Here is a 26651-nt window from a genome sequence, read left to right on the forward strand (position 1 = left end):
AACCGATATGACTGACAAACAGAAAAATCTAGTGATAAGATCCATCACAGGCGTATTTTTCGTGGTGTGCATGGTATCTTGCTTTCTCAATCCCAGGGCAATGGTTATCCTGTTCGCCCTCATTACAGGATTGAGCATCTGGGAGTATTGCGGATTAGTTAACCAGAAGGAGAATGTTACGGTAAACCGTTTCATCTGCACCGTGGCGGGTGTTTACTTCTTCCTTGCCGTGGCTGGTTTCCGCATGGGCATTGTGGGCAATTTCGTGGTTTTCGTACCTTATCTGCTCACCATCCTCTATCTCTTCATCAGCGAACTGTATACAGGCAACAAGGATGCCATCAACGATTGGGCTTACACTATGCTCTCTCAGTTGTACATCGCCTTGCCTTTCTCGATGATCAATGTATTGAGTTTCGAGACATCAGCTTTCGATGGTCAGATACATTACGACATGCTGCTGCCTTTGAGCATTTTCATTTTCCTCTGGACCAATGATACCGGTGCCTATTGCAGCGGTTCGCTTTTCGGCAAGCATAAGCTCTTTCCACGCATCAGTCCAGCCAAGAGTTGGGAAGGCAGCATAGGCGGAGGCATATTCGTACTGATAGCAGCAGGTATCATCGGCTATATCGCCAACGATGGCGAAGCCCACCGTCTCAGCATTCTCGGTTGGGAAGGTTTAGGTCTGGTTGTGGTATTCTTCGGCACATGGGGCGATTTGGTAGAAAGCCTCTTCAAGCGTACCCTCGGCGTAAAGGATAGCGGCAACATCTTGCCAGGACATGGAGGCATGCTCGACCGCTTCGACTCTTCGCTCATGGCGATACCGGCAGCAGTAATCTACCTATACACCATCCAGTTGTTTGGATAATACATCTTTTATGAGATAAAGGCCAAACCTGCAGTTTGGCCAAGCACAAAGAAAGGCAGGGATTCCTCAAAGAACCCCTGCCTTTTTTTTCATATCACCATAAAAAACACAAGTAGCTTCGTTGGCTCACGAAAGTAGTTGCGATAAACTATGCTGTTATCTGTTATATTTCTTCAGTGCCTGCTTCACCATCTTGCCCCATGGCTGCTCTGATGATGTTGGCATGCCAGTCTTGCACAAGCCATTTCACCGCATTTTTGTTGTAGAACCGAGGCTAGATGTTGTGCCATCCCAGACTCACGCCTCTCAACACTACAGGATTACCACTCTGGTCGCAAAGCTGCGCACCTTTTACCTGCAACTGTCCCCATTGCTTTACAGGGTTTGCTGCACACACTTGTGCCATACAAAAGAGGGCACAAATGAGAGTCAGTAGTTTTTTCATTTTTTTTTAGGGTTTAAAATTAAATATATATTTTTGGGTTTGTTTTTTTAGGATAGCTAATACTCCTACATAGGTAGCAGATTACAAATCTGCCTTAGTCAGCAGTTCTGCAGCGGATTGATATCCGCCACAGAACTGAAAGAGATTGCTTTTTATCAAAACATTTCACCTTTTTCCTGTTCTTCTTCAAAGCGTTCACCCTTCTGGGCTTCCTGCGCCTCATACTGTGCCTGGGCAACACGCTGCTGAGCCTCACGTGCCTTAGCCTCAGCCGCCAGTCGGGCTTTTTCTGCTCTTATTCTTGCCAGTTCAGCCTCTTCTTCTGCTCGCTTCTGCGCCGCCAAAGCTTCCTCTTCGGCACGTTTCTTAGCAGCCTCGGCTTCAGCTATCGCCTTCTGTCGCGCACGTTCTGCAGCCTCAGCTGCAGCTTTGGCTTCAGCTTCAGCACGTTCACGAGCCATACGGAGAAGCATTTCCCTACGCTTAACCAGAAGATCAAACATGATGCCCGCAGCCTCATCCGGCGCAACCTTATCGCCTAACTGAGTTCGAACTTCCTGATATTCTGCCAACATCTTATCCCTGCCAGGTTCTCCCGGAAGAATCTGATAAAGTTCGTTGGCAATACCATCAACCGAAAAGCGGTCGGCAAGCATCTCCGGCACAATCTCCTTATTGGCGATAAGATTCACCAGCGAGATAAACTTCACCTTGATGATATGCTTGAAACAGAAACGGATGAGATGAGGTACAGGTGTTTCATAACATACCACCTGAGGCACATCGAAAAGAGCCGTCTCTAAAGTTGCAGTACCACTGGTAACAAGAGCTGCCGTAGCATGCGACAAGAGCGGATAAGTCTTGTTACGCACCAGTTTGACAGGTGTACCTTTGATAAACTTCTCATAATAAGCATCGTCTATCGAAGGAGCACCGGCAAGCACCATCTGATAATCTTCAAAACGCTCAGCCACCTCAATCATCGCCGGCAGATTGTCTTTGATTTCCTGCAGACGGCTTCCTGCCAGCAAAGCGATAACAGGACGATAGGTGTCAAGATTATTCTCCTGACAGAACTCCGTAAAACTCTGATGATATCCCGACCTGAACTCCCCTACTTCCTGAGCCGTAGGATTACCTACATAGTGAATAGGATAACGGTGCTTCTTTTCGAAGAACGGCACCTCGAATGGCAAGATAGAGAAGAGTTCAGCGATATCACGTTTAATGCTGCGGATCCGCCACTCCTTCCATGCCCATATCTTAGGAGAAATGTAATAATAGGCAGGGATATTGGTGTTCTTTTTCAAGAACTTAGCTATCTTGAGATTAAATCCCGGATAATCTACCAGTATCACTACATCCGGTTTCCATTTCACAATATCTTCCTTGCATCTCTTCAGGTTCGAAAAGATGGTACCTAAATGTAGCAGTACAGGCACAAAACCCATATAAGCCAACTCCTTAAAATGCTTGACGCGAGTGCCACCTTCAGCAGCCATCAAATCACCGCCGAAGAAACGGAATTCAGCAAACTCGTCTATTTTTTTCAACGAGCGCATCAATCTGCTGGCATGCAAATCTCCACTAGCCTCGCCTACTATCAGGTAATACTTCATAATTCAAAATTCTTTAACCAATCATAATCCGTTACATCAATCTTAGTTGGGGTAATAGCGATGTAACCATGATTCACAGCCCACTGGTCGGTATCCGTTGCCTCCGGTTCGTCATTACGGTATTCACCCACCATCCAATAATAATCATATCCATGCGGATGAGTGCGATGATCCACCTCATTGATCCAGGAGCCATGAGTCATCCGGCAACCCTTGAAACCCTTGAACGGAGGCAAAGCCGGGAAGTTGACATTCAGACAGGTATATTCTGGCAATCCCTTCTCCAGCACCATCTTCACAACCTTCAGTACCCCATCGCGCAAAGGGGTGAGATCAGCATTTTCATCATAATTGCAACTGCTGAAGGCTATGCTTGGAATATGCTGCATACAGCCCTCCTTAGCTACACCCATAGTTCCCGAATAATGATTATTCACGCTCGAATTGTCACCATGATTGATACCGCCGATAATCAGATCAGGCTTGCGATCAGCAAGAAACTGATCCAACGCCAGTTTCACACAGTCAACCGGTGTGCCGCTACATGACCAAACCTCCACATCATTCCCCATATTGTGGCGACGCTTCAGGCGCAAGGGAGTAGTAGCCGAGAAGGCACAGGCGAATCCAGAACGGGCACTTTCCGGTGCTACAACCAGCAGGTCGCACCAGTCTTTCAGAAAGCTCACCAGGGTCTTGATTCCATTGGCATGATAGCCATCATCATTCGAAATTAATACTAACGGTTTCTTATTTTCCATAAAAATATCTTTCTTTTTGGTGCAAAAGTACGAAAAAACCTTTAAAGATAGCGACTTTCTCACAATATTTTTGTATCTTTGCCGAAAATTTACTAAGAAAATGGGAATAATCATCGCATTAGCTAACCAAAAAGGCGGTGTAGGAAAGACTACTACCACCATTAACTTGGCAGCATCGCTTGCCACGCTAGAGAAAACGGTACTCGTAGTGGACGCCGACCCACAGGCAAACGCTTCCAGTGGATTGGGCGTGGATATCAGCGAGGTAGACTGCTCGCTCTACGAATGCATCATCAACCATGCAGACGTGTGCGATGCCATCTACACCACCGACATTGATGGACTCGACATCATACCTAGTCATATCGACCTGGTAGGTGCCGAGATAGAGATGCTGAATCTAAAAAATCGCGAAAAGGTGATTAAGACTTTACTGCAGCCTATCCGTGACGAATACGACTACATCCTGATAGACTGTTCGCCTTCGCTCGGCCTCATCACCGTCAATTCGTTGACAGCAGCCGACAGTGTCATCATCCCAGTTCAATGTGAATATTTCGCTCTTGAAGGTATCAGCAAATTGCTCAATACCATCAAGATCATCAAGAGTAAGCTGAATCCGAAACTCGAGATAGAAGGTTTCCTGCTCACCATGTATGATAGTCGTCTACGCCTTGCCAACCAGATATACGACGAGGTGAAACGCCACTTCCAGGAATTGGTGTTCAAGACCGTTATCCAGCGCAACGTGAAGCTGAGCGAGAGTCCGAGCCATGGTCTCCCAGTTATCCTTTACGATGCAGAAAGCAATGGAGCCAAGAACCATCTGGCCTTGGCAAAGGAGATTATCAACAAGAATAGTTAAGATTTGGAAATTGAACCCTCTTAGAAAGTTCAATGTTCAAAATTAAAAGTAAAAAAATGGCAGTACACAAGAAATACAACAACGGTACAAAGAGCAACGCTTTAGGACGCGGACTCGATGCCCTCATTTCTACCGAGGGAGTGCGCACCCAGGGCAGCAGTACCATCAATGAAATTTCTCTCGACCAGATTGAGGCGAATCCCAATCAGCCACGCCGAGAGTTTGACGACGAAGCCCTACATGAGCTCGCCGAAAGCATCAAGGCCATAGGCATCATCCAGCCTATCACCTTAAGACAGGTTTCAGAAAACAGATTCCAGATTATCGCCGGTGAACGCCGCTGGCGCGCTTCACAACTTGCGGGGCTGACAGCTATCCCTGCATACATCCGCACCATCAGCGATGAGAACGTAATGGAAATGGCGCTCGTAGAAAATATCCAGCGCCAAGACCTCAACGCCATAGAAATAGCACTCGCCTACGAACACCTTCTGGAAAACGAGGGTATGACACAGGAGAAAATTTCAGAACGTGTGGGCAAGAGCCGTGCAGCTATCGCCAACTATCTGCGACTGCTCAAACTTCCTGCCCAGGTGCAGATGGCACTACAGAAGAAAGAAATCGACATGGGTCATTGCCGTGCCCTACTGGCCCTCGACTCACCTTCGCTGCAAATCAAGTTGTTCAAGGAGATACAGAAGAACGGCTACTCAGTAAGAAAGGTTGAAGAGATGGTACAGCGACTCAAGAGCGGAGAAGACATCGAGAGCGGTAAGAAAACCATCACGGCTAAGGCTCAGATGCCTGAGGAATTTACACAACTCAAAAACCGCCTGTCACAGTTTCTCAATACCAAAGTGCAGTTCACCTGCTCTGCTAAAGGCAAGGGAAAAATCAGCATTCCATTCGCCAACGAAGAGGAGCTGGAGCACATCATGAATGTTTTCGATCAGTTAAAGCAAGAATAAAAGTGAAACTCAGTATATCACAAATCTGTTTGGCAACCCTGCTGCTTCTGGCACCGATGGGCGCACAGGCACAGAAGTCGAAACAAAAAAAACAAGTGACCGATGTGCCAACCATTGCATCAGCCGACTCGGCAAAAATAGCCATAGACTCGATGCTTACCGCACAAGACAGCAGCAAACTGGCAAGCCTCACCCAACCAGCAAAGCCTGTACGCAAAAAGCGCAACTGGGCAACCTGGCGACCTGATACCAAGCGTGCCATGTGGTTGGCACTTGTATTACCTGGTGCCGGACAGATATACAATCGCAAATATTGGAAACTGCCCTTCATCTATGGCGGTTTCGTAGGCTGTACATACGCCATCACCTGGAACAACCAGATGTATCACGACTATTCGCAAGCCTACATGGATATTATGGACGATGACCCAAACACCCAGAGCTACAATCAATTTCTGCACTTGGGTGCCCAGATCAACGAATCGAACATAGAACGCTATAAGGAAATCTTCCGCAAGCGAAAAGATAAATATCGCCGTTGGAGAGACTTGGGAACCTTCGTCATGATAGGCATCTATGCCTTCTCAGTGATTGATGCCTACGTAGATGCATCGCTCTCGGAATTTGACATCTCCGATGATCTCTCGCTCAGAATAGAGCCTACCATGCTGAATAACGGCAACAAGACTGCCAATCCGCTGCGGTCTGGAAACCTCGGCGTAAGCTGCTCACTCACATTTTAATGCTTGAGGAGTTAGAATACACCTATATATATTATAACGTAAAATAGAAATTAGAAACATAGACGAGATAAAACATCAATATGAAGAAAATACTAGTCATGGCAGCAGCGATGCTGTTCAGCTTACAAGGCATTCATGCCCAAACCGACGTTAAAGAAGAAACAGATAACGATGATATCATCACCGTTACCGACAAAGACGGAAAGCAGGAGGAAATCGAAGTACCAGAGGGATTGGAAGATAACCTCGACAGCCTGCTCCACCTTTACAATGCACAGACTTACATGATGGCAGATACAACCTGCAAATACCGCGATGTAAACCCTGTCTTCGAGAAGGAAGTGTATATCGACCGTCTGAAGAGAATGCCTACCATCATCGAAATGCCATACAATGAGGTAGTACAGAAATTCATAGACCGTTACAGCGGAAAACTACGCCGTTCAGTAAGTTTTATATTGGGAGCAAGTAACTTCTACATGCCTATTTTCGAAGAGGCATTAGAGGCTTACAACCTGCCACTGGAATTGAAATATCTGCCAGTTATTGAATCGGCACTCAACCCTAAAGCTGTATCACGCGTTGGTGCCACAGGTTTATGGCAGTTTATGCTGCCTACCGGCAAGCGATATGGACTGGAAGTAAACTCACTCATCGATGAACGCCGCGACCCGGTAAAAGCATCCTATGCAGCCGCTCACTATCTGAGCGACCTGTACAAGATATTCGACGATTGGAGCCTCGTGATTGCAGCTTACAACTGCGGTCCAACCAATGTCAACAAGGCCATCCATCGTGCAAAAGGCAACGCCGACTACTGGAACATCTATCCATATCTGCCAAAGGAAACACGTGGATATGTACCAGCTTTCATCGCTGCCAACTACATCATGAACTACTACTGCGATCATAACATCTGCCCTATGGTAAGCGAACTGCCAGTAAAGACAGACACTATCGTAGTATCAAAAGATATCCACCTGGAGCAGATTTCCAAAGTGCTGAACATCAACATCGAGCACCTGCGCAATCTGAATCCACAGTATCGTCATGATATCATCAACGGATTGAACCATCCGATGGTATTGCGTCTTCCATCTACCCTCATCGGTAGTTTCATCGACCAGCAGGACAGCATCTGTGCTTACAGAGCCGATGAACTCTTCCTGAAGCGCGCTACCGTAGATATCAACGATGCACAGCCTACCTATAGCCGCCCACGAAGCAGCTACAGTCGCCACAGCGCTTCTTCACGCAGCAAGAAGAGCAGCAAGCGAGACAGAAACAGAAAACAAGGCAGCAAGAGTGTTACCATCAAGAATGGTGATACCCTTTCTGAAATAGCAGCACGCCACGGAACAACCGTTAAGAAACTGCGCAAACTGAACGGCATCAAGGGTAGCAGTATCCGTGCCGGAAAGAAAATCAAAGTGAAATAAAAGAACTACGTACGCTGTAGTTTTTTCAGTCTAATTAAGAACATTATTTATTGGAGGAACCCACTATGGATGACCAGAACTTGAAAGACCTCGAAAGAGAGCAGGCTGATAACCAGTTGATTGGCGATGCCTTTCAACACCTGCTTGACACCTACCTGAGTTCACGACACCGCAAGAAGGTAGATATAGTGACCAAGGCATTCAACTTCGCCAGACAGGCGCACAAAGGTGTGCGCCGCCTCTCGGGCGAACCATATATCATGCACCCTATCGCCGTGGCTCAGATAGCCTGCGAGGAGATGGGGCTCGGCTCAACGAGCATCTGTGCCGCACTGCTTCATGATGTGGTAGAAGATACCGACTACACCGTAGAAGATATCTCAAACATCTTTGGAGCTAAAGTGGCACAAATCGTTGATGGACTCACCAAAATCAGTGGTGGAATCTTCGGCGATAAGGCATCAGCACAGGCAGAAAACTTCAAAAAACTGTTGCTCACTATGAGCGATGACATCCGTGTTATCCTTATCAAGATTTGCGACCGCCTGCACAACATGCGCACGCTGGAATCGCAACCGGCCAACAAACAATACAAGATTGCGGGCGAAACCTTGTATATTTATGCACCTCTCGCCAACCGATTGGGCTTGAACAAAATCAAGACCGAACTCGAAAACCTCAGCTTCCGCTACGACCATCCACAGGAGTATGCCAACATAGAGCATAAGCTTGCCGATACCGAATCGCAGCGCGATACCCTCTTCGAGAGTTTTACTGCACCTATCCGCGAAGAACTCGACAAGTTAGGCGTAGAATACAAAATCAAAGCACGTGTGAAGAGCCCTTATTCTATTTGGAACAAGATGCAGAACAAGCACGTTACCTTCGATGAGATTTACGACATTCTTGCTGTGCGCATCATCTTTACGCCAAAGGTGAGAGCAAACGAAGTAAACGAATGTTTCAATATCTACGTAGCCATCAGCAAAATCTACAAGAGCCATCCAGACCGTCTGCGCGACTGGTTGAACCATCCGAAAGCAAATGGTTATCAGGCACTCCACGTTACCCTGATGAGTAAGCAGGGAAGATGGATAGAAGTGCAGATCCGTTCCGACCGTATGGACGAGGTAGCAGAAAAGGGGTTTGCTGCCCACTGGAAATACAAAGAAGGAAACGAAGGTGAATATACAGAAGATGAGAACGAACTGAACGACTGGCTCAGCACCATCAAGGAGATTCTGGACGATCCGCAGCCGGATGCCATGGACTTCCTCGATGCCATCAAGCTGAACCTCTATGCTTCAGAAATCTTCGTCTTCACACCAAAGGGAGAAATCAAGACGATGCCGGCAGGCTGTACTGCCCTCGACTTCGCCTTCCAGATTCATACCTTCCTGGGCAGCCACTGTATCGGAGCCAAGGTAAACCATAAGCTGGTTCCGCTGAGCCATAAGCTGCAAAGTGGCGACCAGGTTGAGATTCTTACTTCCAAGAGCCAGCATGTACAGGAAGAATGGGTAAACTTCGTCAGTTCGGCCAAGGCAAAGAGCAAGATTCTTGCCATCCTGCGCCGCGATTCACGAGAGGTTCAGAAGAAGGGAGAAAACATACTCACCGAATGGCTCAAGAAGAACAGCATCGAGATGAGTGCATCGGTGGTAGACCGCCTATGCGATTTTCATAATATCCAGAAGCCTGAAACCCTCTTCCAGTCATTGGGAGACCATCAGATTATCCTAGGCGATAAAGACTTCGATGAGTTGCAGGGCAAGCCTAAAAAACAGCAGACCAGCAGCTGGCGCAATTATATCCCATTCCTGGGCAAGAGTAAGGAGAAGGCTCAAGAAAAAGGCATCGTGAAGCCTCAGGATCTTTTCGTGGTGGGCAAAGACTTCAACAAGAAGAAGCCACTCATCCTGACCGAGGAGAACATCAACCAGTTTATCTTCCCTAGCTGCTGCCATGCGATTCCTGGCGATGACGTTATGGGCTTTATCGACAACAAGAACCGCATCGAAATCCATAAGCGCTCTTGCAGCATAGCAGCCAAACTGAAGTCCAGTTTCGGCAACCGCATCGTAGATGCCAAATGGGATATGCACAAGCAGATACTCTTCGATGCTACCATCGAAATCAAGGGTATCGACCGTAAGGGCATGCTGCTGGATGTAAGTAAGGTGATTAGCGACCAGTTGGGTATCAATATCCATAAGGTAACTATCAGTAGCGACAACGGCATCTTCGACGGTACCATCGAACTCCGTGTTCACGACCGCGAAGAAGTTAAGACCATTATGAACCAACTCCGAAATATTGATGATCTGCAAGAAGTACAGAGAATCCTGTAACTTAGGAGTTTATGATAATAAAGAAAAGATAAATAATAGAGAATCGCCGGATTTAAAATCTGGCGATTCTCTATGAAATCATACAGATTTCAACATCTTTATAGAAATCGATTCAAAACAAAAAACTTAAAAACAATATGAAAAAATTATTCTTATCATTTTTTATAATGTTGACCCTGTTGCCTCTGGCAGCAGCCAACAAGTATGACAACCCCGACACGATTGTAGTATCCCGTGATGGTACCGGCGAATTCCGCACCATCGACGAAGCCATCGAAGTATGTCGTGCTTTCATGGATTACAGCAAGGTAATCTACGTAAAGAAAGGCGTGTACAAGGAGAAACTCATCCTCCCTTCATGGCTCACCAACATCACCATCTGTGGTGAAGACCGTGATAACACCATCATCACATGGGACGATCATGCCAACATCAAGATGCCTGTAGGTGGACTCGATTCAGAAGCTGCAGTAAAGGGCAAACCGATGGGCACATTCCGCACTTATACCCTGAAAGTACAGGGCAGTTACATCACCATCGAGAACATCACCATCGAGAACAATGCAGCCAAACTGGGACAAGCAGTCTCCCTGCATCTTGAAGGCGATCATATCCTGGTTCTGAACTGCCGTCTGCGGGGCAATCAGGATACCGTTTATACAGGTATAGCCAACAACCGTTCAGCCTTCTATGATTGCTACATCGAAGGAACCACCGATTTCATCTTTGGTCCGGGAAGAGCATGGTTTGAGAATTGTGAGATTCACAGCAAGGCCAACAGCTACATCACAGCCGCATCCAGTCCTGCCGGTCAGGAATATGGCTATGTATTCAACAAGTGCAAGCTTACCGCCGAGCCAGGTGTAGACAAGGTTTATCTGGGCCGTCCATGGCGCCCTTATGCAGCTACCCTCTTCATGAATTGCGAAATGGGCAGCCACATCCGTCCAGAAGGATGGCACAACTGGGGCAAGCAGAGCAACGAACAGACAGCCCGCTACAGCGAATATAACAACCACGGTGCAGGTGCTGCAACCAAGGCACGCGTAGCCTGGAGCCGCCAGCTCACCAAGAAAGAAGCAGCTAAAGTTACCATCAAGAATGTCTTCGGCGAAGAAGCGTGGTAACCCTAGCTAATCATAAAGCCAAAGTTACTAAACCAGTCCATCGAGCTGCTTTTTGAGTTCTTTGAGCTGGTCTCTTACAGAAATAAGGGTGTCGAGAACTTCAGAAGATTTCTCGGCACCCGTTCTGTTTTGGTTCAGATACTTACGGGCAGCCGCAATCTTCAATCCCTTCACCTTGATAAGGTTGTAGATGAGCCTTACCTGCTCAATATCCTTATCGGTATACTGACGCACTTTATTGCCAGCAACCTTCGGTTTGAGAAAAGGAAACTCCTTTTCCCAATATCTCAACGTAGAGTCGTTTAGACTAAACATTTCACCTACTTCCTTGATTGAATAGTACAATTTCGTTGTTTTATCTGGAATTATTGCCATTTTTTCCGTCTTTAATTTCAAAAATAATTAATTTAGTTGCAAAATTAAACAATTCTTCTTATCTTTGCAAAGATTTTCGGAAGAAAATGCCCTAAAGGGCAAAAATATTTTCTGAGAGGACTCTCAATCCCCTCTCCAAAACAGGAAAAAGAAATTAAAGATAAATATAAAAAAGATATGATGACAGCTAATGAAGTGCGCGAATCCTTCAAGAAATTCTTCGAAGGTAAAGGCCACAAGATTGTTCCATCAGCACCTATGGTTATCAAGGATGACCCAACGCTGATGTTTACAAACGCTGGTATGAACCAGTGGAAAGACATCATCCTCGGTACAAAAGACCCAGGCAAGGATGTTCGTCGTGTTGATACTCAGAAATGTCTCCGTGTAAGCGGTAAGCACAACGACCTCGAAGAGGTGGGTCACGATACTTACCACCACACCATGTTCGAGATGCTCGGTAACTGGAGCTTCGGCGACTACTTTAAGGAGGGTGCCATTGATATGGCATGGGAGTATCTTACTGAAATTTTGAAGCTCAACCCTGCCGATCTCTACGTTACCGTATTCGAGGGTAGCAAGGAGGAAGGTCTGGAACGCGACAACGAGGCTGCAGGTTACTGGGCTAAGCACGTGCCAGCCGACCATATCATCAATGGTAACAAGCACGACAACTTCTGGGAGATGGGCGATACAGGTCCTTGCGGTCCTTGCTCAGAGATTCACGTGGATTCTCGTACTCCAGAGGAGAAGGCTCAGGTGCCAGGCCGTGAGTTGGTAAACAAGGATAACCCACAGGTCATCGAAATCTGGAACATCGTGTTCATGCAGTACAACCGTAAGGCTGATGGTTCTCTCGAACCACTCCCAATGCACGTTATCGATACAGGTATGGGCTTCGAGCGCTTGGTTCGCATGTTGCAGGACAAGCACTCTAACTATGATACTGATATCTTCCAGCCAATCATCAAGGAAATCGAGGCTATCTCTGGCAAGAAGTATGGCTTCACTACTCCTACTGGTGAGAATGGTGAGGGTAAGGATGAGCAGGAGAAGATTGATATCGCTATGCGTGTCTGCGCCGACCACCTCCGTGCCGTAGCCTTCTCTATCGCCGACGGTCAGTTGCCAAGCAACGCCAAGGCAGGTTACGTAATCCGACGCATCTTGCGCCGTGCCGTACGTTACGCTTACACATTCCTCGGTCAGAAGCAGGCATTCATGTACAAGCTCGTCAATGTATTGGTAGAGCAGATGGGTGCAGCCTTCCCAGAGTTGCCAGCTCAGCAGGAGCTCATCACCCGCGTGATGAAAGAGGAAGAGGATTCATTCCTCCGCACCTTGGAGAAGGGTATCAACCTCCTCAATGGCGATATGGACGAGCTCAAGGCTCATGGCAAGACTCAGCTTGATGGCGTAAGCGCATTCCGCCTCTTCGATACCTATGGTTTCCCTCTCGACCTGACAGAGCTTATCTGCCGTGAGAATGGTTACACCGTAGATGCTGCAGGCTTCAACGAGGAGATGAAGAAGCAGAAGGAACGTGCCCGCAATGCTGCTGCCGTAGAGAACGGCGACTGGGAGGTTTTGAAAGAAGGCGACCAGAACTTCGTGGGTTACGACTATACAGAATATGAGTGCCACATCCTGCGCTACCGCAAGGTGACTCAGAAGAAGAACTCTTTCTATGAGCTGGTACTCGACAACACTCCATTCTATGGTGAGATGGGTGGACAGGTTGGCGACAAGGGTGTACTCGTTAGCGAGAACGAGACCATCCAGGTTATCGACACCAAGCGCGAGAACAACCAGAGCATCCACATCGTAAAGGAGTTGCCAAAGGATGTAAACGCAGATTTCATGGCTTGCGTAGATATCGAGAACCGCGAGGGAAGTGCTGCCAACCATACAGCTACCCACTTGCTCGACTACTGTCTGAAGCAGGTTTTGGGCGACCACGTAGAACAGAAGGGTTCTTATGTAGATAAGGACACCTTGCGTTTCGACTTCTCTCACTTCCAGAAGGTAACTGATGAGGAGCTCCGCAAGGTAGAGCACATGGTAAACGAGATGATCCGTGCCGACTATCCATTGGATGAGCACCGCGATACTCCTATCGAGGAGGCTAAGGAACTTGGCGCTATCGCCCTCTTCGGCGAGAAGTATGGCGACAAGGTTCGTGTAGTTCGCTTCGGTCCATCTGCCGAGTTCTGTGGTGGTATTCACGCCAAGGGCACAGGTAAGATTGGTTTCTTCAAGATTATCTCTGAGAGCAGCGTAGCAGCCGGCATCCGCCGTATCGAGGCTTTGACAGGCAAGGCTTGCGAGGAGGCTATCTACGGTTTGCAGGATACCATCGTAGCCTTGAAGGGCTTGTTCAACAACGCCAAGGATCTCGAAGGTGTCATCAGAAAGTACATCGACGAGCACGATGCCTTGAAGAAGGATGTTGAGAAGTTCCAGGCTCAGGCTGTAGAGCGTGCCAAGGATAAGCTTGTAGAGAATGCAAAAGAAATCAATGGTGTGAAGGTTGTTACAGCCGTATTACCAATGGAGCCAGCAGCTGCCAAGGATTTGGTATTCAAGGTTCGCGAGGCATTGCCAGAGAACATGATCTGCGTGGTAGGTTCTGTTTATAACGACAAGCCTATGCTCAGCGTAATGTTCAGCGATGATATGGTTAAGGATCACGGTTTGAACGCTGGTAAGATGATTCGCGAAGCTGCCAAGTTGATTCAGGGTGGCGGTGGCGGTCAGCCTCACTATGCTCAGGCTGGCGGTAAGAACAAGGACGGCTTGAGCGCTGCAGTAGATAAGGTTGTAGAATTAGCTCAGCTGTAATCTGCTTCCACAAATGAATATTTGATAGAGTTATCTTAACTCTTATATATAAAAGGTATAAAGGGTTGCAATCCATCTTTTCGAGAATTGCAACCCTTTTTCTGTTGACATTAAAGGGGTCTCCATATCATAATTATCAATTTATGATAATCATCAAATGATAAAATTTCTTATTTCATTATCATTTTATGATAATCACTTTATGATAATCGGAATAAAAGTTGTATCTTTGCAGCCGTAAAATATATAATAAGGTATAGATATGGTAATGAAGAATCCTTTTGTCACAAATGGTTACGCCGGTCCGGAATACTTCTGCGACCGTATGGAAGAAACCCAGCATATCACAGAGATGCTGACCAATGAGAATAACATGGCTCTGATTTCCCCTCGACGCATCGGAAAGACAGAGTTGATTCACCATTGCTTTGCCCAGCCAGTCATCCAAAAAGATTATTATACTTTTATCATAGACATCTATTCAACCAATTCCGTCAGCGATTTGGTCAATATGTTCGGCAAAGCCATTATTGATGAACTTCGCCCTAAAGGCAGAAGCGCTTGGGAGAAATTCCTGATAGCACTCTCTTCTCTCCGTTCAGAAATCTCTTTCGATATCAACGGGGCTCCAGTTTGGGGAATAGGCATCGGCAACATAGTAAATCCCGAAATTACGCTTGATGAGATATTCTCTTATCTCAACCAAGCCGACAAGCCATGTCTTGTTGCCATCGACGAGTTTCAGCAAATCACCAACTATGCCGACAACCGCATAGAAGCTTTACTTCGCACCTACATTCAGCGTTGCACCAATGCCCACTTCATCTTCTCGGGCTCTCACCGCCATCTGATGGCAGAAATGTTCACATCTCCTGCCCGCCCATTCTATCAGAGCGTAACGCTGATGAACCTGAAGCCTCTGGATGTGGAGAAATACAAGGAGTTTGCCACAGCCAAGTTCGAGGAGAGCAACAAACATCTAGATACTGCCATTATCGGAGAACTCTTCGCCCGTTTCGGTGGTGTCACTTCATACATCCAGCGAGTAATGAATGTTCTCTTCCTCAAGACTCCCGAACAGGGTACCTGCACTCTGGATATGGTAGATGACGCCATCAACTACAATCTCAACATGGCATCAGACACCTACGAGACCCTTCTGCGCCAGATGCCGGAAAAGCAGCGCAATGTCTTCATTGCCATCTCTGCAGAGGGCGAAGCCAGAAGCGTAAAGAGCGGAGCCTTCGCAAAGAAATATCATCTCCCGTCGCCAAGCTCTGTAAATTCCGCCCTGAAGGGATTGCTGGAGAAGGATTTCATCACCCAGCAGGATGATGCCTACGTGGTATATGACAAGTTCTTCGATTTGTGGCTGAAGAAGTATCTGAAATAGTATAAGGTGATTCCAATATTTTTTGCTACCTTTGCACCCAAATTTAAATATATATTCAATATGGCTATTATAAAGACAGTAGAGGGAAAGACTCCTCAATGGGGAAAGAATTGTTTTATCGCTGAGAATGCCGTACTGACCGGTGACTGTATTCTTGGTGATGACTGTAGCATCTGGTATAGTGCGGTATTGCGCTCTGACGTGGATGCCATCAGATGTGGAAACAGGGTAAATGTGCAGGATTGCGCCTGCATCCATCAAACCGGTACGATGCCTTGCATCCTGGAGGATGATGTATCTGTGGGACATGGGGCCATCGTCCACGGAGCCACAGTCAGAAAAGGCGCACTCATCGGAATGAATGCCACTGTGCTTGACAAGGCTGACATTGGAGAAGGGGCTATTATTGCAGCAGGTGCTGTAGTTACCCATGGCACCAAGGTTCCTGCACATGAGATTTGGGCGGGTATTCCAGCCAAGAAGGTGAAAGCTTGCGCTCCCGGACAAGCCGAAGAATTTGCCAAGCATTATTCCGGATACATCAAAGACTGGTATCTGAAGGAAGATTAATTGTTACAACGAGCATTTAATATCATCGAAACGATACCATCTATAAGTTATAAAAACTAAAAATAGATAAGTTTTATCACTTATAAGTGAAACTTTTCGTATATTTGCAAAAAGTTTCATTTATAAGTGATAAAAATATGGCAACTATTATTCGTCAATCATATATCGACAAGATAGAAAGGTATCTTGGAAAGGAGACAGTCATCGTATCCTCAGATTGGACACACAGTGTGTTCCCGATCTGAGGATTCTTTTATTCCTCCCCATTCAGGCATTCGCCGGTTTCATAACTCTTCGCCATATCCTTTAAGATATCAATCATCTCCTGCCTCAAGCTCTCAGGCTTCAGTACAATGATATTTCTGCCATGCCACAACAGTTCCTGAAGGAAATCACGGCTGGGGCGAATGGTGAGGGTATATTCCCGATACATTCCGTCTTTCGACTCCTTCACTTTCTGCTGACTCTCGTGCAGCGGAACCTCCTCGATGTAATTGTATTCCGGATAGAAGGCACGGATGCGGATTTTCTCCACGGGCACATCTTCCATCCGATAGATGCCAAAGCAATCTTCATAATAATTCTCTGGAGTCAGGAACTTCTTCATCTTTGCCGACAACGGATGCTTCTCGCAAATAAGCTTCAGAAAACTGATGCGGTCAAAAGGAAGACAGCGAACGAGTTTTCTCACATCTTCCTCTGCACTTGAATTGGCTTTCCCTTCGGACGCCGAACGTTGTTTCTTAACTCCCACAACGTACCATCTCTGCTTGTAGTATCTCACGAAAGCCGGTTGTAGCACGATATCGCTCTCTGCCCCGAACCCAGAAACATACTTAAACTTCAGCAGATATTGCTTATCAATCGCTGCAAGAATATCATCCAGATATTCCGTGTTGTATGGCGGCGTATCAAGCATCACCTTGTTATGAAATTTCAGCATATCACCAAGCGAAGCCAACCGCAGGGAACTCAGCATCCATTCCGTTACATCATCATTAGCGATCGGATCACGCTTCAGATAATACCGATAGCCGTCGCTCTTGTCGCATTCCACAGTAATGCCAAACTGCGACTGGATATTTTCACGATAACGATGAAAGGTACGCTTGTCCAACTCATCCTCATCCTGATTAGCGTTGGCATCACGCCACTCATTAGCAATCTCCTCAAAGGTAAGATGCTTACGATCCAAGAGGCCTATCAGCCAACTATAGAATTTTACACGATTGTCCATAATCTCTAAAAATCTAGTGAATATTTACGAGAAATGCCTAAAAAGAAAAGGAGAAAAGATAGCCAACAAAATGGTAATGCTAAATGCTGGCGTTTCTGACTTTTGTCATATACCAATGCGCGATACACTTGTGCCCGATGCTTGAAATGAACTGTGAACAAACTCGTCTCTTTGCATGAAACACATGAATTTTTAATAATGCTAACACAGACCTATTGCCTGATGTCAGTTTCTTGCTGCCTCTATCTTTTCTCCGAAAATTTTAATCTACTCAATGAAAATTTCAATCCTCGCTCCATTATCGGGGCAAGTCTTGCAAATCCACCAAATCTACAGTCCAGTTCAAACTCTGAATTTTCAGGTCGAGCTCCCGATACTGCTTGGCATAGGTATCAGCCTCCTTACGAAGAGCCTTTATATCTATGGTTCTAACATATTTCAGTTCGTTTCTGCCAAAGCGAGTATCGTTGGCAGCTACGTAGTTCACCACCTCTTTCAATGCCTTGACACGCATCGACAAGACGTCTCTCTTGGCTATCAATCGAGTCAAGGACTCTCCGTCCTGAACTATCTGAACGTTGGTGATGTTAATACGATAAACCAGATCTTCCAACTGAACGAGTACGTCATCCAGTTCCTTGTACAGTTCCTCCACGTTATCGCAAGGTTCATCGCCCTCCTGTACCTTGGCGCTTTCCTTGATACGTTCTTTCAGTTGAGCCACTCTCTTCTGCAAGTCGGCTCTGATGCTCAATGCTTCTGCTAACTTCATAATCTTCTATTTTTATATATGACGTTCTAATTTTATTTTTATTGCATTACAAATTATTTTTCACCTTTCCAAGCAAGGCACATCCTCAGGCCAATGAGGGTCAGTTTCATTTCCATCATCAGCATAACGAATATCTCGCTGCTCTGACACGCTGCGCTCATAATTCAATTTCACATTGATAGTGAAATCATCCATGCGGAGAATATCTGGCAGGCACCAAGGCTCATGAGTATGCAAGGCATGCATCGCATAACAGATACACAAATGGTCGTACGCCTTGTTGTGCAGATAGCCTTCCGCCCACGACGTGCCATCGTCGAGCGTATCAGTCAACTCTCTCAACGTATCCTCTTCGTTGCCGAAAAAGTCGGCAGACGCACCATTCACGATGGTATCCATCTTGCCATGCTTGGTACTGATCAATTCATCCGTCAAGTGAATCATATAGTCGAAATCAGAACCGTAATAGTCATCATTCTCCAGATGCAAGACCGAGTCTTTGTCAGCATACTCGAATCGAAGCGTACTGTCCAAGTCGTAGCAGAAACGGTCGTCCACCTTGTATGGCGAACGGTAGAGCGTAAGCCAAAGGTTACGGCACTGCTCAAAACACTCCAAGGTGAGTTTGTAGAGTTTGTCGTTCAACTTGCTCAATCGTTCCACCTCGGCAGCAGTAGGATGAAGCATCATCTCATCGAGCGTCACCTCACGAAGCCCGAGCAAATCGTCCAGCAAATCCCGCTCCGTATCACTGAAGTTACGGAAGAACCAACCTGGATTATTATCCTCACAATTCACCACCTTCTTGATACGACGCTCCACCTCTTGCACGATGGCACGCTTGTCCTCTATCGTTGACTTTTCTCTTATAAAGTCTACAAATTTGAAGTTAGGCTCCGAACTACAGCTACGGTTGTTCTCAACTTCATCAATCAGTTTTTTCCATTCCTTTTCCATTTACTTCCTCTTTAAAGATTACGTTTCCTTTTTTCCATTGATACACCTCTCGCTCATACTGCAGCCAGACATGTACATAGAAGTCATCCATACGGAGAATGTCTGGCAACGAGTAATATTCATGACTATGTAACGAGTGCATGAGATGGCAGATACAAAATCTGTCGAAAGCCTGATTGTCGAGATAATCCAAATTCCAGTTGGTCCCATCATCAGCCACTAGAGGTTCCCCATACGAATACCGCCCACTATCCCTAAAATTGCAATGAAAATGGAGCATATACTCGAAGTCTGAGCCATAATAGTCATCATTATCCATCTTGAGGACGGAATCCTCATCATTATAACAGAAACCTACGTGTTCTTCTACATCATAGCGGTCGTCGTCAGCTTTCAGATGAGGAGAATGCAGTAAAGACTGCCATAGGTTGCGCCCTTGCGCAAAAGCATCCTTCGACAACTCACGGAGTTTGTCATTCTGATGTCCCAGTCGTGCGATTTCAGCATCTGTAGGATGAAGCATCATCACATTGAGAATCTTTACCCGAGTACTCCAAAGGGAATCAAGCACCTCCCGCTCCTGTTCACTGAACTTACGGAAGCGGAAACTCTTGTCCGCATCATAACGGGCAATCATCTTGATGCGACGCTCTACTTCTTGTACAACTCTGCGTTTGTCCTCATCCGACGCTTCGCCCACATACTCCATCAAAGCGAAGAAAGCCTCCGTTTCAAACGGATCTTTCTCAATTATATCGATAAGTTGAATCCAATTTTCCTTCATCTTCACCTACGATTTCACCATTACTAACTTCTATTATCTTATCATCGCCGAAACTTCCGCCCCGTACCTTGTAAGGAGAGTTTCGCTTCAACGTCTTCTCCAAATACTCCAAGTCCTTGGGACGGAGATGAGTGAGAGCGAAATCCACCTCATTCAGTTGTGACTGATTGCTCAGGGCAAGATGCTGAAGATTATAACACATGAAGATGTCCAAGCGACGCAACTTGTCGTTCTTGCTCAAATTCAAAGATACCAAGTCCTTGGCACCCTTGATATGCAACTCCTCCAAGAGAGGATTGGCAGAGAAATCCAACTTCTCGTTTCTTATCTCGTGGAAGTCGATGAACTCCAGCAAAGGATTCTTGCTCACGTCGAGTTTCTCCTCGCCATACCCAGAATAGCCCAAGATACGCAAGTTAGGACATTCCGTGAGAATCACATCTAAGGTTTTCACCTCGAACATGCCACATCCATTAAATCCTATAATGGCATCCTCCTCTTCCGAACAGATGGTAATGGTGTAGTACATGCCCTTCTCAGGATAGGAATGACCTGCCTCTACCCAAGCCAACTTTTCGGAAGCTGGTTTCTGTTTACCTGTCACGACCTGTACCTTTCCATCGCCCCAAGCGATTCTTGCCTTACTACCTTTCTTCAGCATCAAGTGCAAGCCTACGGTTTCCCCCATTGTCCAGTCCAAAGTCTGGATATTGATTGTAATCTGTGCCATAATTCCTTGTTTTATGTTTACAGCTGCAAAGGTACAGGTTGGGTGTGTCAAATCGTGACGCAAGCGAGAAAATTATCTCAAAAATCTTTGTATCACCTTGTTCCAATAGTCCCAGGAGTAGCCTACGGAAGGATGATTCACCGCCATCACTTTCACCTGCTTGCCATTACTCAGAAGGTAAGCACCTGTAGCAACAGGATAACCATCCACTACGATGTCATCGCCATCCTGCCAGCCTACATTAGGAAGATTATCCCAAAGCCTCTTGCCCCATACGATGACATACTCAGGTTGGTACTTTTCGATGACCTCGAAGAAAGCCTTGCCAGCCTGGTGATATTGTTCGGCAGTGCCAGCCTCGCGAGGACCACCCATCGCCACTTGCAGATAGTTGAAGAAGATGACCGAGTTCCAAATCTTCAGCCTCATTGCTTGATTGGTCTCCTCACCCACTAACGAACGCTCAAACTTCAGGAAAGTCCGCATCCAGTTTTGCCGTTCCTTGTTCTCATTGAGATAATCATCAAGCACCTGCTGCGTAAAGTTCATACACTCCCGATGCAGACGACAATCACCACAATCCGCACAACTCTCATCACAATAATGACTCTCGCCCAATATCATGATTCGCTTGCCAAATATCCCCCCGTTGGCATAATCCTTGCCAACGAAAGGCTGAAAGAAAATGTTGCTATTCATATTTTAAAATAATGAAACAATCCAATTTCCCAAGCGAATGGCCCATGAAATCACCACATAAATCAACCAGCAAAGCACGACGATGAACACAGCCGTCCAGAATGCCTTCTTATTCACCTTATTGATAATCTCCTTATCATCCTCGATATAGCCTGTAATCAGCTTCAAGTTTTCTACATACGAACGCTTGAATACATCCAGCACATCACCTATATAGAAAGGTATGGCACCAATCAGCACATCCATCAAGATATTATAGATGACAGCCAAAGTCAGCGGAATAGACTTAACCACGCAAAGACTGTAATAGATAAATGGGAATGCAAACACGCTCGTCAAAGCATCACCGATACCGGCAGGAAGGATGAAGCCAAGGATAGGATCCAAGAACCACTTGTCCATATACTTTGCCGTACCTACCATCAGACGATAAGATGGCATGTTCATCATCTTCTCACGCTTTGCTGCTTTTTTATCAGCCCTCGCCTGTTCTTTGGCAAGAGCCGCCTCTCGCTTTTGATCTTCTTTTGCGAAATCCATGCCCAAATCAGCCTGGGCCTGCTGTCTTCTTGAACTTTCCATACGCCTTATAATTCTATTTGTTTTTTACCATTTATAAATTCTGTGAACTCCTGTTCCGAAAGAGAGAAACCGCTCAAGTCGCTCATCAACTCCATAGCTTGCTTACGTTCCTCCTCACTACCAGCCAGATTGATACGCTTGAACACCTCACGAAGATAAGCACTCTTGTTGTCTATCTTAGCCATTTCACGCTTAAACTCATCAGCATGTTTCTTCAACTCCTTATCGTATGCAGCCGAAGCCAAGCTACCACTGAGCTGCTGCGCTTTGAGCTTAGCGAAACTATCAAACAGAGCGATACCTTTCTGTAAGGATTGTTCCATCGCACCAGTTACCTGCGCCAAGTCTTCCTCGCTATACTCAGCAGGTTTGTTCTGTTGTGCGGTCTTACCCTCTATCTTCTTATGGTCTTTCGTATATGCTTCCACCCCGTCAAGCAAATTCTTAGCCATATCCTTGTCGGCATGAAGATTGTCTGCCAACATTCCTGTAAACAGAGAAAGGTTCTGCTCCACATCAGCAGGAAGTTTGGCAGCCTCCCTATAATCAGGAATATCGACCGTATGCACCAACTTCTCATCTATCTTGCTCTCCATGATTTCACGTCCAAGTTTCAGCATGGCAACCATATCACGGAGATGTTTCAGCATCTTCAGCTTCAATTCATCAGAGCAAACTATCTTGCTTCTGATTTCCTGAGAAACCTTATCCAGTTCACTGGAGAGTTTGGCATACGCATTTTTGATGCGGGTTTGTTCCTCACGATGCGATTCCAATTCCTCCTTATCCAACTTCAAATCTACCTGATAGCTCTCGTATTCTCTCACAAGAGGGAAGCATACCGCATTCCATTCAGCAAAGTCACGATAGTAGTTCTTGTTGGCCATACCAAAGGTGATCCAGTTGACGAGGAAGAAAGGCTTGGAAGGCTTCTTCGCCTTCGCTTCCATATAGCTTCCCTGCTTAGACTCCAAGGTAGCGGTGATGTCATTAATCAGCGAGGTATAGACATCGATGTTCTGAAGATGGTCGTTCATTTCCATGTCCAGCGCCTTCATCTGCTGAAGCAGACATTTTCGTTGCTCCTCCAATGGACGAATAGTCTCATCCGCATACAAAGCATCAAGTGTCGCCTTCAAGTCAGAATCTAACAGCTTTTCTCCATAACGCAAGAACACATTCGCCTTCGGGATTACCACATCATTGAGCGTTTTGCAGATTACCAACAATCGTCCCATATCAGCCTTGATGCGAGTGGCATCATGCTTCACGCTCATCTGGAAAACTGATAAATCAGACTTCAAACGATTAGCGCGTTCACTTGCTCCCATATAGTGTTCGAGCATGGTCAGTCCTGCCATCGCCAAGCCCAAGGACTTGTTGCCGTTCGACAAAGACTTATAAGCCTGCAAAGAACCCTGCAAGGAAGTACGGAAACTAACAGAAATCTCACCAATCAAAGCTGCACATTTCTCCGTGAGCTTGTTATATTCCAGCTCCACATACTTAAGCATCTCGTCCACATCCAGCCACTCTATTCGCTTGAAGTCGAACAAGTCTGGTGAAACCATCTTGATAGAGTCGCCATAGATATCAATCAGTTTCAGGGCATAATCACGATAAACCGTCCCGATATCACTACGCAAGGAGGTAAAATCTTCGATGTTTCCACGAACGCTATCCTCAGCATAGTGATAAGCCTCCACCATCTTGGTATATTTATCAAACATGGTAGACGCCTTACTTCTCACATCTTTCACGCCATTCGTACCCATGACAATATCAGCCATCTTCGATGTTCCCTTAGCAAGAACCAGGTTAAGGTTCAATTCCACTTGCTCTTTCAACTGCTCCAAAGCAGATGAAGACAACGCCAGTTCCGTCTCGGCAATCTTCAAAGCCTCCTCCTTGTTGCCCTGTTCCAGGCTGTCATTCAACTTGTATTCAGCCACAAGGGTTGTACGTGAATTATTGGAAACAAAAGCAATGGCGATATTGCCATTATCATGGAAATATCTGTAGGCATCAAATACCAGCTTACTCACCTCCGAGGAATCGGAAGCTATACCATACTTTTTCAGTTCAAAAGCCAAATCTGCACGAAGATACGTCTTGTTCTCCTTGCAGAGTTCATCAGCAATCGTCTTGATTGCCTGATATACTTTTTGATTATCAGCCATACTGTTCATCGTATTTATATTTATTTATTCTTTATCACTTCCTACAAATGCCGATGCCTTCATAAAAGAGAAGGTTGCATCAACGAGCCAACCGATGCACGAACCAACTGTAGCTATCCACCAGGCAACATGATAACCTGTAGTACAATTGGTAGCCTTGAAAAGGACATCGCCGTCAAAGAGATGCCTCACCAGATTAGGCAGGAAGAACAATCCATGCGCCAAACCAGCTTGCCATCCATACAATTCCGTACCATCGATGTTGACAAACAATACTGCTGCCACTATAGCAACGATTGGTCGCCAGGGTAGGAACATAAAAACCATTACAAGAAGCCCTATAATTTTATTCATTTTTCGTTATACTTTATTTATGCTATGATTTCATCTATACAGTCAATTATCTTTTAGATATTCAAGTTTCGCAAGCTCAGAAGTTAAAGGAGTTAAAGGAGTTATCGCTCCCTACGGTCGCTGAGGAGTTAAGACAACAGTCTTTTTGGCGTTGTTTTTAAGCAGCAAGACATACGTCTTAACTCCTTAACTTCCTTAACTCCTTTAACTTCCTGATATGCGAAAGTTCAGTTAGATACATTTTGTTGTTTCTAATCTCAGTTGGAGTAAGTTTCTCTTTACGATAATCCTTCAAGGAATCCTTCTGCACCTGAAATCTACTCGTTTCCACAAAGATCAGGCTCTTGTGAATCCTCGTCTTGGCACGTTCCTCCATCCATTCTCTGCCTTTAGCGAGAGAAGACATATACCAATATCTCGTCTCAGCCCAAGCATTCCTTGTAGGTTGTGCAGTACCATGAATGAAGTCACGATAAACGGGAAGCGAGAGACCAGTTAGCCAACAAACCAGGACCGAATCCCCCTTAGCCATTAGCGTCATGTCCGACAACATCTGTTGCATGGTCATCTTCTCCGACTTCCGCCAAAGCATTTGCTTTTCCATGTATTCATTTTTTTCAGCTTCTTTCTGCTTCTGCCAATAGCCATGAGGGTTCAAGAAGAACCAATAGCCAAATAATACTACCAGCACGGCACTCAATACCGCAGCCAACCTACATACTCTTTTCTTGATGTTCTTTTCCATTGTTACATTACCTTATATAGTTATACATTTGATTTCGGCTGCGAAGTAACTATACAGAAATGTCAAATGGTGACAGAACACCAAGAAAAAAGTATTAAACGCATAGATTACTGCTATTCATTCTATTTTTCCAATATCTTTCGTCCTTTTTCTGTTAGCATATACTTCTGCTTTGGGTGCTTTGGATTATCAGGATATTTCATGGAAACCAATCCTTCTTCCAATGCTGGTGTTAAGTATTTATACAAGAAATTCACCCTATCCTTCAACATTAAAAAAGACATGATTTCTCTAACAGAATACTCTCCATCCTTCAATATTCCGACAAGTTCCAATACTTGTTGGGTACTTGTTGGGTACTTGTTGGGTACTTGTTGGGTACTTGTTGGATTGCTATTTACCAACTGTAGGTTAACACCATCACGGTTATATTTAAAGACTACAGTCACGAAATTACCATCTGTTTTGAATTCTGGCGCAGGTAATCCAACACGTTTACATTCATCTACCATCGTACCAATACCACGTCCCCAACTTTCAAGAATCTTGCTCTTATAAAGCACATTGGCAATGATTGGATTTTGAGGTTTGGAATCATGCTCTTGCATCAATCGCTCAACGGGTAAATCTGCCGGAACTTTTTTATCTGCAAAGACCAAAATATGACAGAAAATTAAAAAATACTACCAGCACGGCACTCAATACCGCAGCCAACCAACACACTCTTTTCTTGATGTTCTTTTCCATTGTTACATTACCTTATATAGTTATACATTTGATTTCGGCTGCGAAGTAACTATACAGGTGTGTCAAATGATGACAGAACATCAAGAAAAAAGTAAGAGTGCTCTATTTTCAGCGAATATAGCCCCCTATCGCCCATAACGAATCTATAGGCTAATGACATATCTACCACATTTCTTGTCTTAGAAACCTATAATCACCTTACTTCATTTTTATCTCCCAATGATTTGCATTAAGCCAACAACTATTTGTCGGTAAAACAATACCTTGGGCATATAACTGACGAACAATACTTTCTCTATTTCGTAAATTTCCAAAAAGGCTCCCTGGAACGGTGTTTGGAATTGTGATATTTATATTAAAAGAATCTCCTTTATGCACCCAGTTTCCTTGTCCCAAAGACATTTCATGACGTGCACTTATTTCAAATCTAGGCATAATGTTTACTTTTTTAATTTCAAACTTTTCAAAGCCATAGCATGCTCTTTCATGATCC

The 26651-nt window shown here is 45.5% G+C and carries 25 protein-coding genes and 1 pseudogene; 10 read left to right on the forward strand and 16 right to left on the reverse strand.

The window, feature by feature from the left end:
* The first annotated feature begins 7 nt into the window (after positions 1–7).
* Positions 8–874, forward strand: coding sequence for a phosphatidate cytidylyltransferase (locus NQ544_RS08015; protein ID WP_006847150.1), 867 nt, complete (start codon positions 8–10; stop codon positions 872–874).
* A gap of 274 nt (positions 875–1148) precedes the next feature.
* Here NQ544_RS08015 and NQ544_RS08020 read toward each other — a convergent pair whose 3' ends face one another.
* The 3 genes and pseudogenes from NQ544_RS08020 to surE all read right to left on the reverse strand — a co-directional run bounded on the left by NQ544_RS08020 (position 1149) and on the right by surE (position 3699).
* Positions 1149–1319, reverse strand: a complete 171-nt coding sequence (locus NQ544_RS08020) for a hypothetical protein (RefSeq protein WP_006847149.1) — start codon at positions 1317–1319, stop codon at positions 1149–1151.
* A 476-nt stretch (positions 1320–1795) separates the two neighbouring features.
* Positions 1796–2938 (reverse strand): annotated as a pseudogene (gene lpxB / locus NQ544_RS08025) (lipid-A-disaccharide synthase); the annotation flags it as partial.
* Positions 2935–3699 carry a 5'/3'-nucleotidase SurE gene (surE, locus tag NQ544_RS08030; protein WP_050758587.1) on the reverse strand — a complete coding sequence of 255 codons (765 nt, stop codon included), beginning with the start codon at positions 3697–3699 and terminating at the stop codon, positions 2935–2937. The gene surE and the pseudogene lpxB, both read right to left, overlap by 4 nt.
* Before the next feature lie 100 nt (positions 3700–3799).
* On the opposite strand from surE, the gene NQ544_RS08035 reads away from it, so the two are divergent.
* The 6 genes from NQ544_RS08035 to NQ544_RS08060 all read left to right on the forward strand — a co-directional run bounded on the left by NQ544_RS08035 (position 3800) and on the right by NQ544_RS08060 (position 11192).
* Positions 3800–4564, forward strand: coding sequence for a ParA family protein (locus tag NQ544_RS08035; RefSeq protein WP_006847146.1), 765 nt, complete (start codon positions 3800–3802; stop codon positions 4562–4564).
* Positions 4565–4620: 56 nt separating this feature from the next.
* Positions 4621–5532 carry a ParB/RepB/Spo0J family partition protein gene (locus tag NQ544_RS08040; protein WP_040552855.1) on the forward strand — a complete coding sequence of 304 codons (912 nt, stop codon included), beginning with the start codon at positions 4621–4623 and terminating at the stop codon, positions 5530–5532.
* Positions 5533–5588: 56 nt separating this feature from the next.
* Positions 5589–6275, forward strand: coding sequence for a DUF5683 domain-containing protein (locus tag NQ544_RS08045; protein ID WP_006847144.1), 687 nt, complete (start codon positions 5589–5591; stop codon positions 6273–6275).
* A gap of 80 nt (positions 6276–6355) precedes the next feature.
* Positions 6356–7714, forward strand: a complete 1359-nt coding sequence (locus NQ544_RS08050; protein WP_006847143.1) for a lytic transglycosylase domain-containing protein — start codon at positions 6356–6358, stop codon at positions 7712–7714.
* 65 nt (positions 7715–7779) lie between these two features.
* Positions 7780–10065 carry a RelA/SpoT family protein gene (locus tag NQ544_RS08055; protein WP_006847142.1) on the forward strand — a complete coding sequence of 762 codons (2286 nt, stop codon included), beginning with the start codon at positions 7780–7782 and terminating at the stop codon, positions 10063–10065.
* 137 nt (positions 10066–10202) lie between these two features.
* Positions 10203–11192 (forward strand): pectinesterase family protein, encoded by a 990-nt coding sequence (locus NQ544_RS08060; RefSeq protein ID WP_006847141.1) that lies wholly within the window; start codon positions 10203–10205, stop codon positions 11190–11192.
* Positions 11193–11219: 27 nt separating this feature from the next.
* Here the strand turns inward: NQ544_RS08060 and NQ544_RS08065 are convergent, their stop codons facing one another.
* Entirely contained in the window at positions 11220–11567 is a 348-nt protein-coding gene (locus NQ544_RS08065) for a MerR family transcriptional regulator (protein ID WP_006847140.1), read from the reverse strand.
* A gap of 177 nt (positions 11568–11744) precedes the next feature.
* Between NQ544_RS08065 and alaS the strand changes: the two genes are divergently transcribed.
* The 3 genes from alaS (at position 11745) to NQ544_RS08080 (ending at position 16371) form a co-directional block, all read left to right on the forward strand.
* Positions 11745–14408 carry an alanine--tRNA ligase gene (gene alaS, locus NQ544_RS08070; protein ID WP_006847138.1) on the forward strand — a complete coding sequence of 888 codons (2664 nt, stop codon included), beginning with the start codon at positions 11745–11747 and terminating at the stop codon, positions 14406–14408.
* Positions 14409–14676: 268 nt separating this feature from the next.
* Entirely contained in the window at positions 14677–15801 is a 1125-nt protein-coding gene (locus NQ544_RS08075) for an AAA family ATPase (protein ID WP_040552955.1), read from the forward strand.
* A 60-nt stretch (positions 15802–15861) separates the two neighbouring features.
* Positions 15862–16371 (forward strand): gamma carbonic anhydrase family protein, encoded by a 510-nt coding sequence (locus tag NQ544_RS08080; RefSeq protein WP_040552853.1) that lies wholly within the window; start codon positions 15862–15864, stop codon positions 16369–16371.
* A gap of 253 nt (positions 16372–16624) precedes the next feature.
* On the opposite strand, the gene NQ544_RS08085 is transcribed toward NQ544_RS08080, so the two are convergent.
* From NQ544_RS08085 to NQ544_RS08140, 12 genes are all read right to left on the reverse strand, one after another.
* Positions 16625–17608, reverse strand: a complete 984-nt coding sequence (locus tag NQ544_RS08085; RefSeq protein WP_006847135.1) for a helix-turn-helix transcriptional regulator — start codon at positions 17606–17608, stop codon at positions 16625–16627.
* Between the two features lie 298 nt (positions 17609–17906).
* The gene (locus NQ544_RS08090; protein WP_006847133.1) at positions 17907–18380 is read right to left on the reverse strand and encodes a DIP1984 family protein; all 474 of its coding nucleotides are present in this window, start codon (positions 18378–18380) and stop codon (positions 17907–17909) included.
* Positions 18381–18440: 60 nt separating this feature from the next.
* Entirely contained in the window at positions 18441–19337 is an 897-nt protein-coding gene (locus tag NQ544_RS08095) for a hypothetical protein (RefSeq protein WP_006847132.1), read from the reverse strand.
* Positions 19309–20121 carry a hypothetical protein gene (locus NQ544_RS08100; protein ID WP_006847131.1) on the reverse strand — a complete coding sequence of 271 codons (813 nt, stop codon included), beginning with the start codon at positions 20119–20121 and terminating at the stop codon, positions 19309–19311. The genes NQ544_RS08095 and NQ544_RS08100 overlap by 29 nt, the downstream gene beginning before the upstream one ends.
* Entirely contained in the window at positions 20084–20851 is a 768-nt protein-coding gene (locus NQ544_RS08105; protein WP_006847130.1) for a hypothetical protein, read from the reverse strand. Before NQ544_RS08105 ends, NQ544_RS08100 begins: the two co-directional genes overlap by 38 nt.
* Before the next feature lie 72 nt (positions 20852–20923).
* Positions 20924–21550: a hypothetical protein gene (locus NQ544_RS08110; protein ID WP_006847129.1), complete on the reverse strand. Its 627-nt coding sequence runs from the start codon at positions 21548–21550 to the stop codon at positions 20924–20926.
* Positions 21551–21553: 3 nt separating this feature from the next.
* Complete coding sequence (locus NQ544_RS08115) at positions 21554–22132, reverse strand: DUF4112 domain-containing protein (protein ID WP_006847128.1); 579 nt, start codon at positions 22130–22132, stop codon at positions 21554–21556.
* Positions 22133–22137: 5 nt separating this feature from the next.
* Positions 22138–24312, reverse strand: a complete 2175-nt coding sequence (locus NQ544_RS08120) for a coiled-coil domain-containing protein (RefSeq protein WP_153134018.1) — start codon at positions 24310–24312, stop codon at positions 22138–22140.
* A 24-nt stretch (positions 24313–24336) separates the two neighbouring features.
* Positions 24337–24666 (reverse strand): hypothetical protein, encoded by a 330-nt coding sequence (locus tag NQ544_RS08125; protein WP_006847126.1) that lies wholly within the window; start codon positions 24664–24666, stop codon positions 24337–24339.
* A 178-nt stretch (positions 24667–24844) separates the two neighbouring features.
* Positions 24845–25411 (reverse strand): hypothetical protein, encoded by a 567-nt coding sequence (locus NQ544_RS08130; protein WP_006847125.1) that lies wholly within the window; start codon positions 25409–25411, stop codon positions 24845–24847.
* 122 nt (positions 25412–25533) lie between these two features.
* Entirely contained in the window at positions 25534–26070 is a 537-nt protein-coding gene (locus NQ544_RS08135; RefSeq protein ID WP_006847124.1) for a Fic family protein, read from the reverse strand.
* A gap of 286 nt (positions 26071–26356) precedes the next feature.
* Entirely contained in the window at positions 26357–26593 is a 237-nt protein-coding gene (locus NQ544_RS08140; protein WP_040552852.1) for a hypothetical protein, read from the reverse strand.
* Between the last annotated feature and the right edge of the window lie 58 nt (positions 26594–26651).

The organism is Segatella copri DSM 18205 (assembly GCF_025151535.1).
Classification (GTDB): Bacteria; Bacteroidota; Bacteroidia; order Bacteroidales; family Bacteroidaceae; genus Prevotella; species Prevotella copri.

Excerpts from the sequence above, each read along its gene's own strand:
- NQ544_RS08050 (WP_006847143.1), top strand. The coding sequence starts at position 6,356 with ATGAAGAAAATACTAGTCATGGCAGCAGCGATGCTGTTCAGCTTACAA.
- alaS (WP_006847138.1), top strand. The coding sequence starts at position 11,745 with ATGATGACAGCTAATGAAGTGCGCGAATCCTTCAAGAAATTCTTCGAA.
- NQ544_RS08090 (WP_006847133.1), bottom strand. The coding sequence starts at position 18,380 with ATGAAGTTAGCAGAAGCATTGAGCATCAGAGCCGACTTGCAGAAGAGA.
- NQ544_RS08110 (WP_006847129.1), bottom strand. The coding sequence starts at position 21,550 with ATGAATAGCAACATTTTCTTTCAGCCTTTCGTTGGCAAGGATTATGCC.
- NQ544_RS08045 (WP_006847144.1), top strand. The coding sequence starts at position 5,589 with ATGGGCGCACAGGCACAGAAGTCGAAACAAAAAAAACAAGTGACCGAT.
- NQ544_RS08095 (WP_006847132.1), bottom strand. The coding sequence starts at position 19,337 with ATGGAAAAGGAATGGAAAAAACTGATTGATGAAGTTGAGAACAACCGT.
- NQ544_RS08065 (WP_006847140.1), bottom strand. The coding sequence starts at position 11,567 with ATGGCAATAATTCCAGATAAAACAACGAAATTGTACTATTCAATCAAG.
- NQ544_RS08125 (WP_006847126.1), bottom strand. The coding sequence starts at position 24,666 with ATGAATAAAATTATAGGGCTTCTTGTAATGGTTTTTATGTTCCTACCC.
- NQ544_RS08105 (WP_006847130.1), bottom strand. The coding sequence starts at position 20,851 with ATGGCACAGATTACAATCAATATCCAGACTTTGGACTGGACAATGGGG.
- NQ544_RS08120 (WP_153134018.1), bottom strand. The coding sequence starts at position 24,312 with ATGGCTGATAATCAAAAAGTATATCAGGCAATCAAGACGATTGCTGAT.
- NQ544_RS08020 (WP_006847149.1), bottom strand. The coding sequence starts at position 1,319 with ATGAAAAAACTACTGACTCTCATTTGTGCCCTCTTTTGTATGGCACAA.
- NQ544_RS08130 (WP_006847125.1), bottom strand. The coding sequence starts at position 25,411 with ATGGAAAAGAACATCAAGAAAAGAGTATGTAGGTTGGCTGCGGTATTG.
- NQ544_RS08115 (WP_006847128.1), bottom strand. The coding sequence starts at position 22,132 with ATGGAAAGTTCAAGAAGACAGCAGGCCCAGGCTGATTTGGGCATGGAT.
- NQ544_RS08055 (WP_006847142.1), top strand. The coding sequence starts at position 7,780 with ATGGATGACCAGAACTTGAAAGACCTCGAAAGAGAGCAGGCTGATAAC.
- NQ544_RS08035 (WP_006847146.1), top strand. The coding sequence starts at position 3,800 with ATGGGAATAATCATCGCATTAGCTAACCAAAAAGGCGGTGTAGGAAAG.
- NQ544_RS08085 (WP_006847135.1), bottom strand. The coding sequence starts at position 17,608 with ATGGACAATCGTGTAAAATTCTATAGTTGGCTGATAGGCCTCTTGGAT.
- NQ544_RS08080 (WP_040552853.1), top strand. The coding sequence starts at position 15,862 with ATGGCTATTATAAAGACAGTAGAGGGAAAGACTCCTCAATGGGGAAAG.
- NQ544_RS08015 (WP_006847150.1), top strand. The coding sequence starts at position 8 with ATGACTGACAAACAGAAAAATCTAGTGATAAGATCCATCACAGGCGTA.
- surE (WP_050758587.1), bottom strand. The coding sequence starts at position 3,699 with ATGGAAAATAAGAAACCGTTAGTATTAATTTCGAATGATGATGGCTAT.
- NQ544_RS08060 (WP_006847141.1), top strand. The coding sequence starts at position 10,203 with ATGAAAAAATTATTCTTATCATTTTTTATAATGTTGACCCTGTTGCCT.
- NQ544_RS08040 (WP_040552855.1), top strand. The coding sequence starts at position 4,621 with ATGGCAGTACACAAGAAATACAACAACGGTACAAAGAGCAACGCTTTA.
- NQ544_RS08140 (WP_040552852.1), bottom strand. The coding sequence starts at position 26,593 with ATGCCTAGATTTGAAATAAGTGCACGTCATGAAATGTCTTTGGGACAA.
- NQ544_RS08075 (WP_040552955.1), top strand. The coding sequence starts at position 14,677 with ATGAAGAATCCTTTTGTCACAAATGGTTACGCCGGTCCGGAATACTTC.
- NQ544_RS08100 (WP_006847131.1), bottom strand. The coding sequence starts at position 20,121 with ATGAAGGAAAATTGGATTCAACTTATCGATATAATTGAGAAAGATCCG.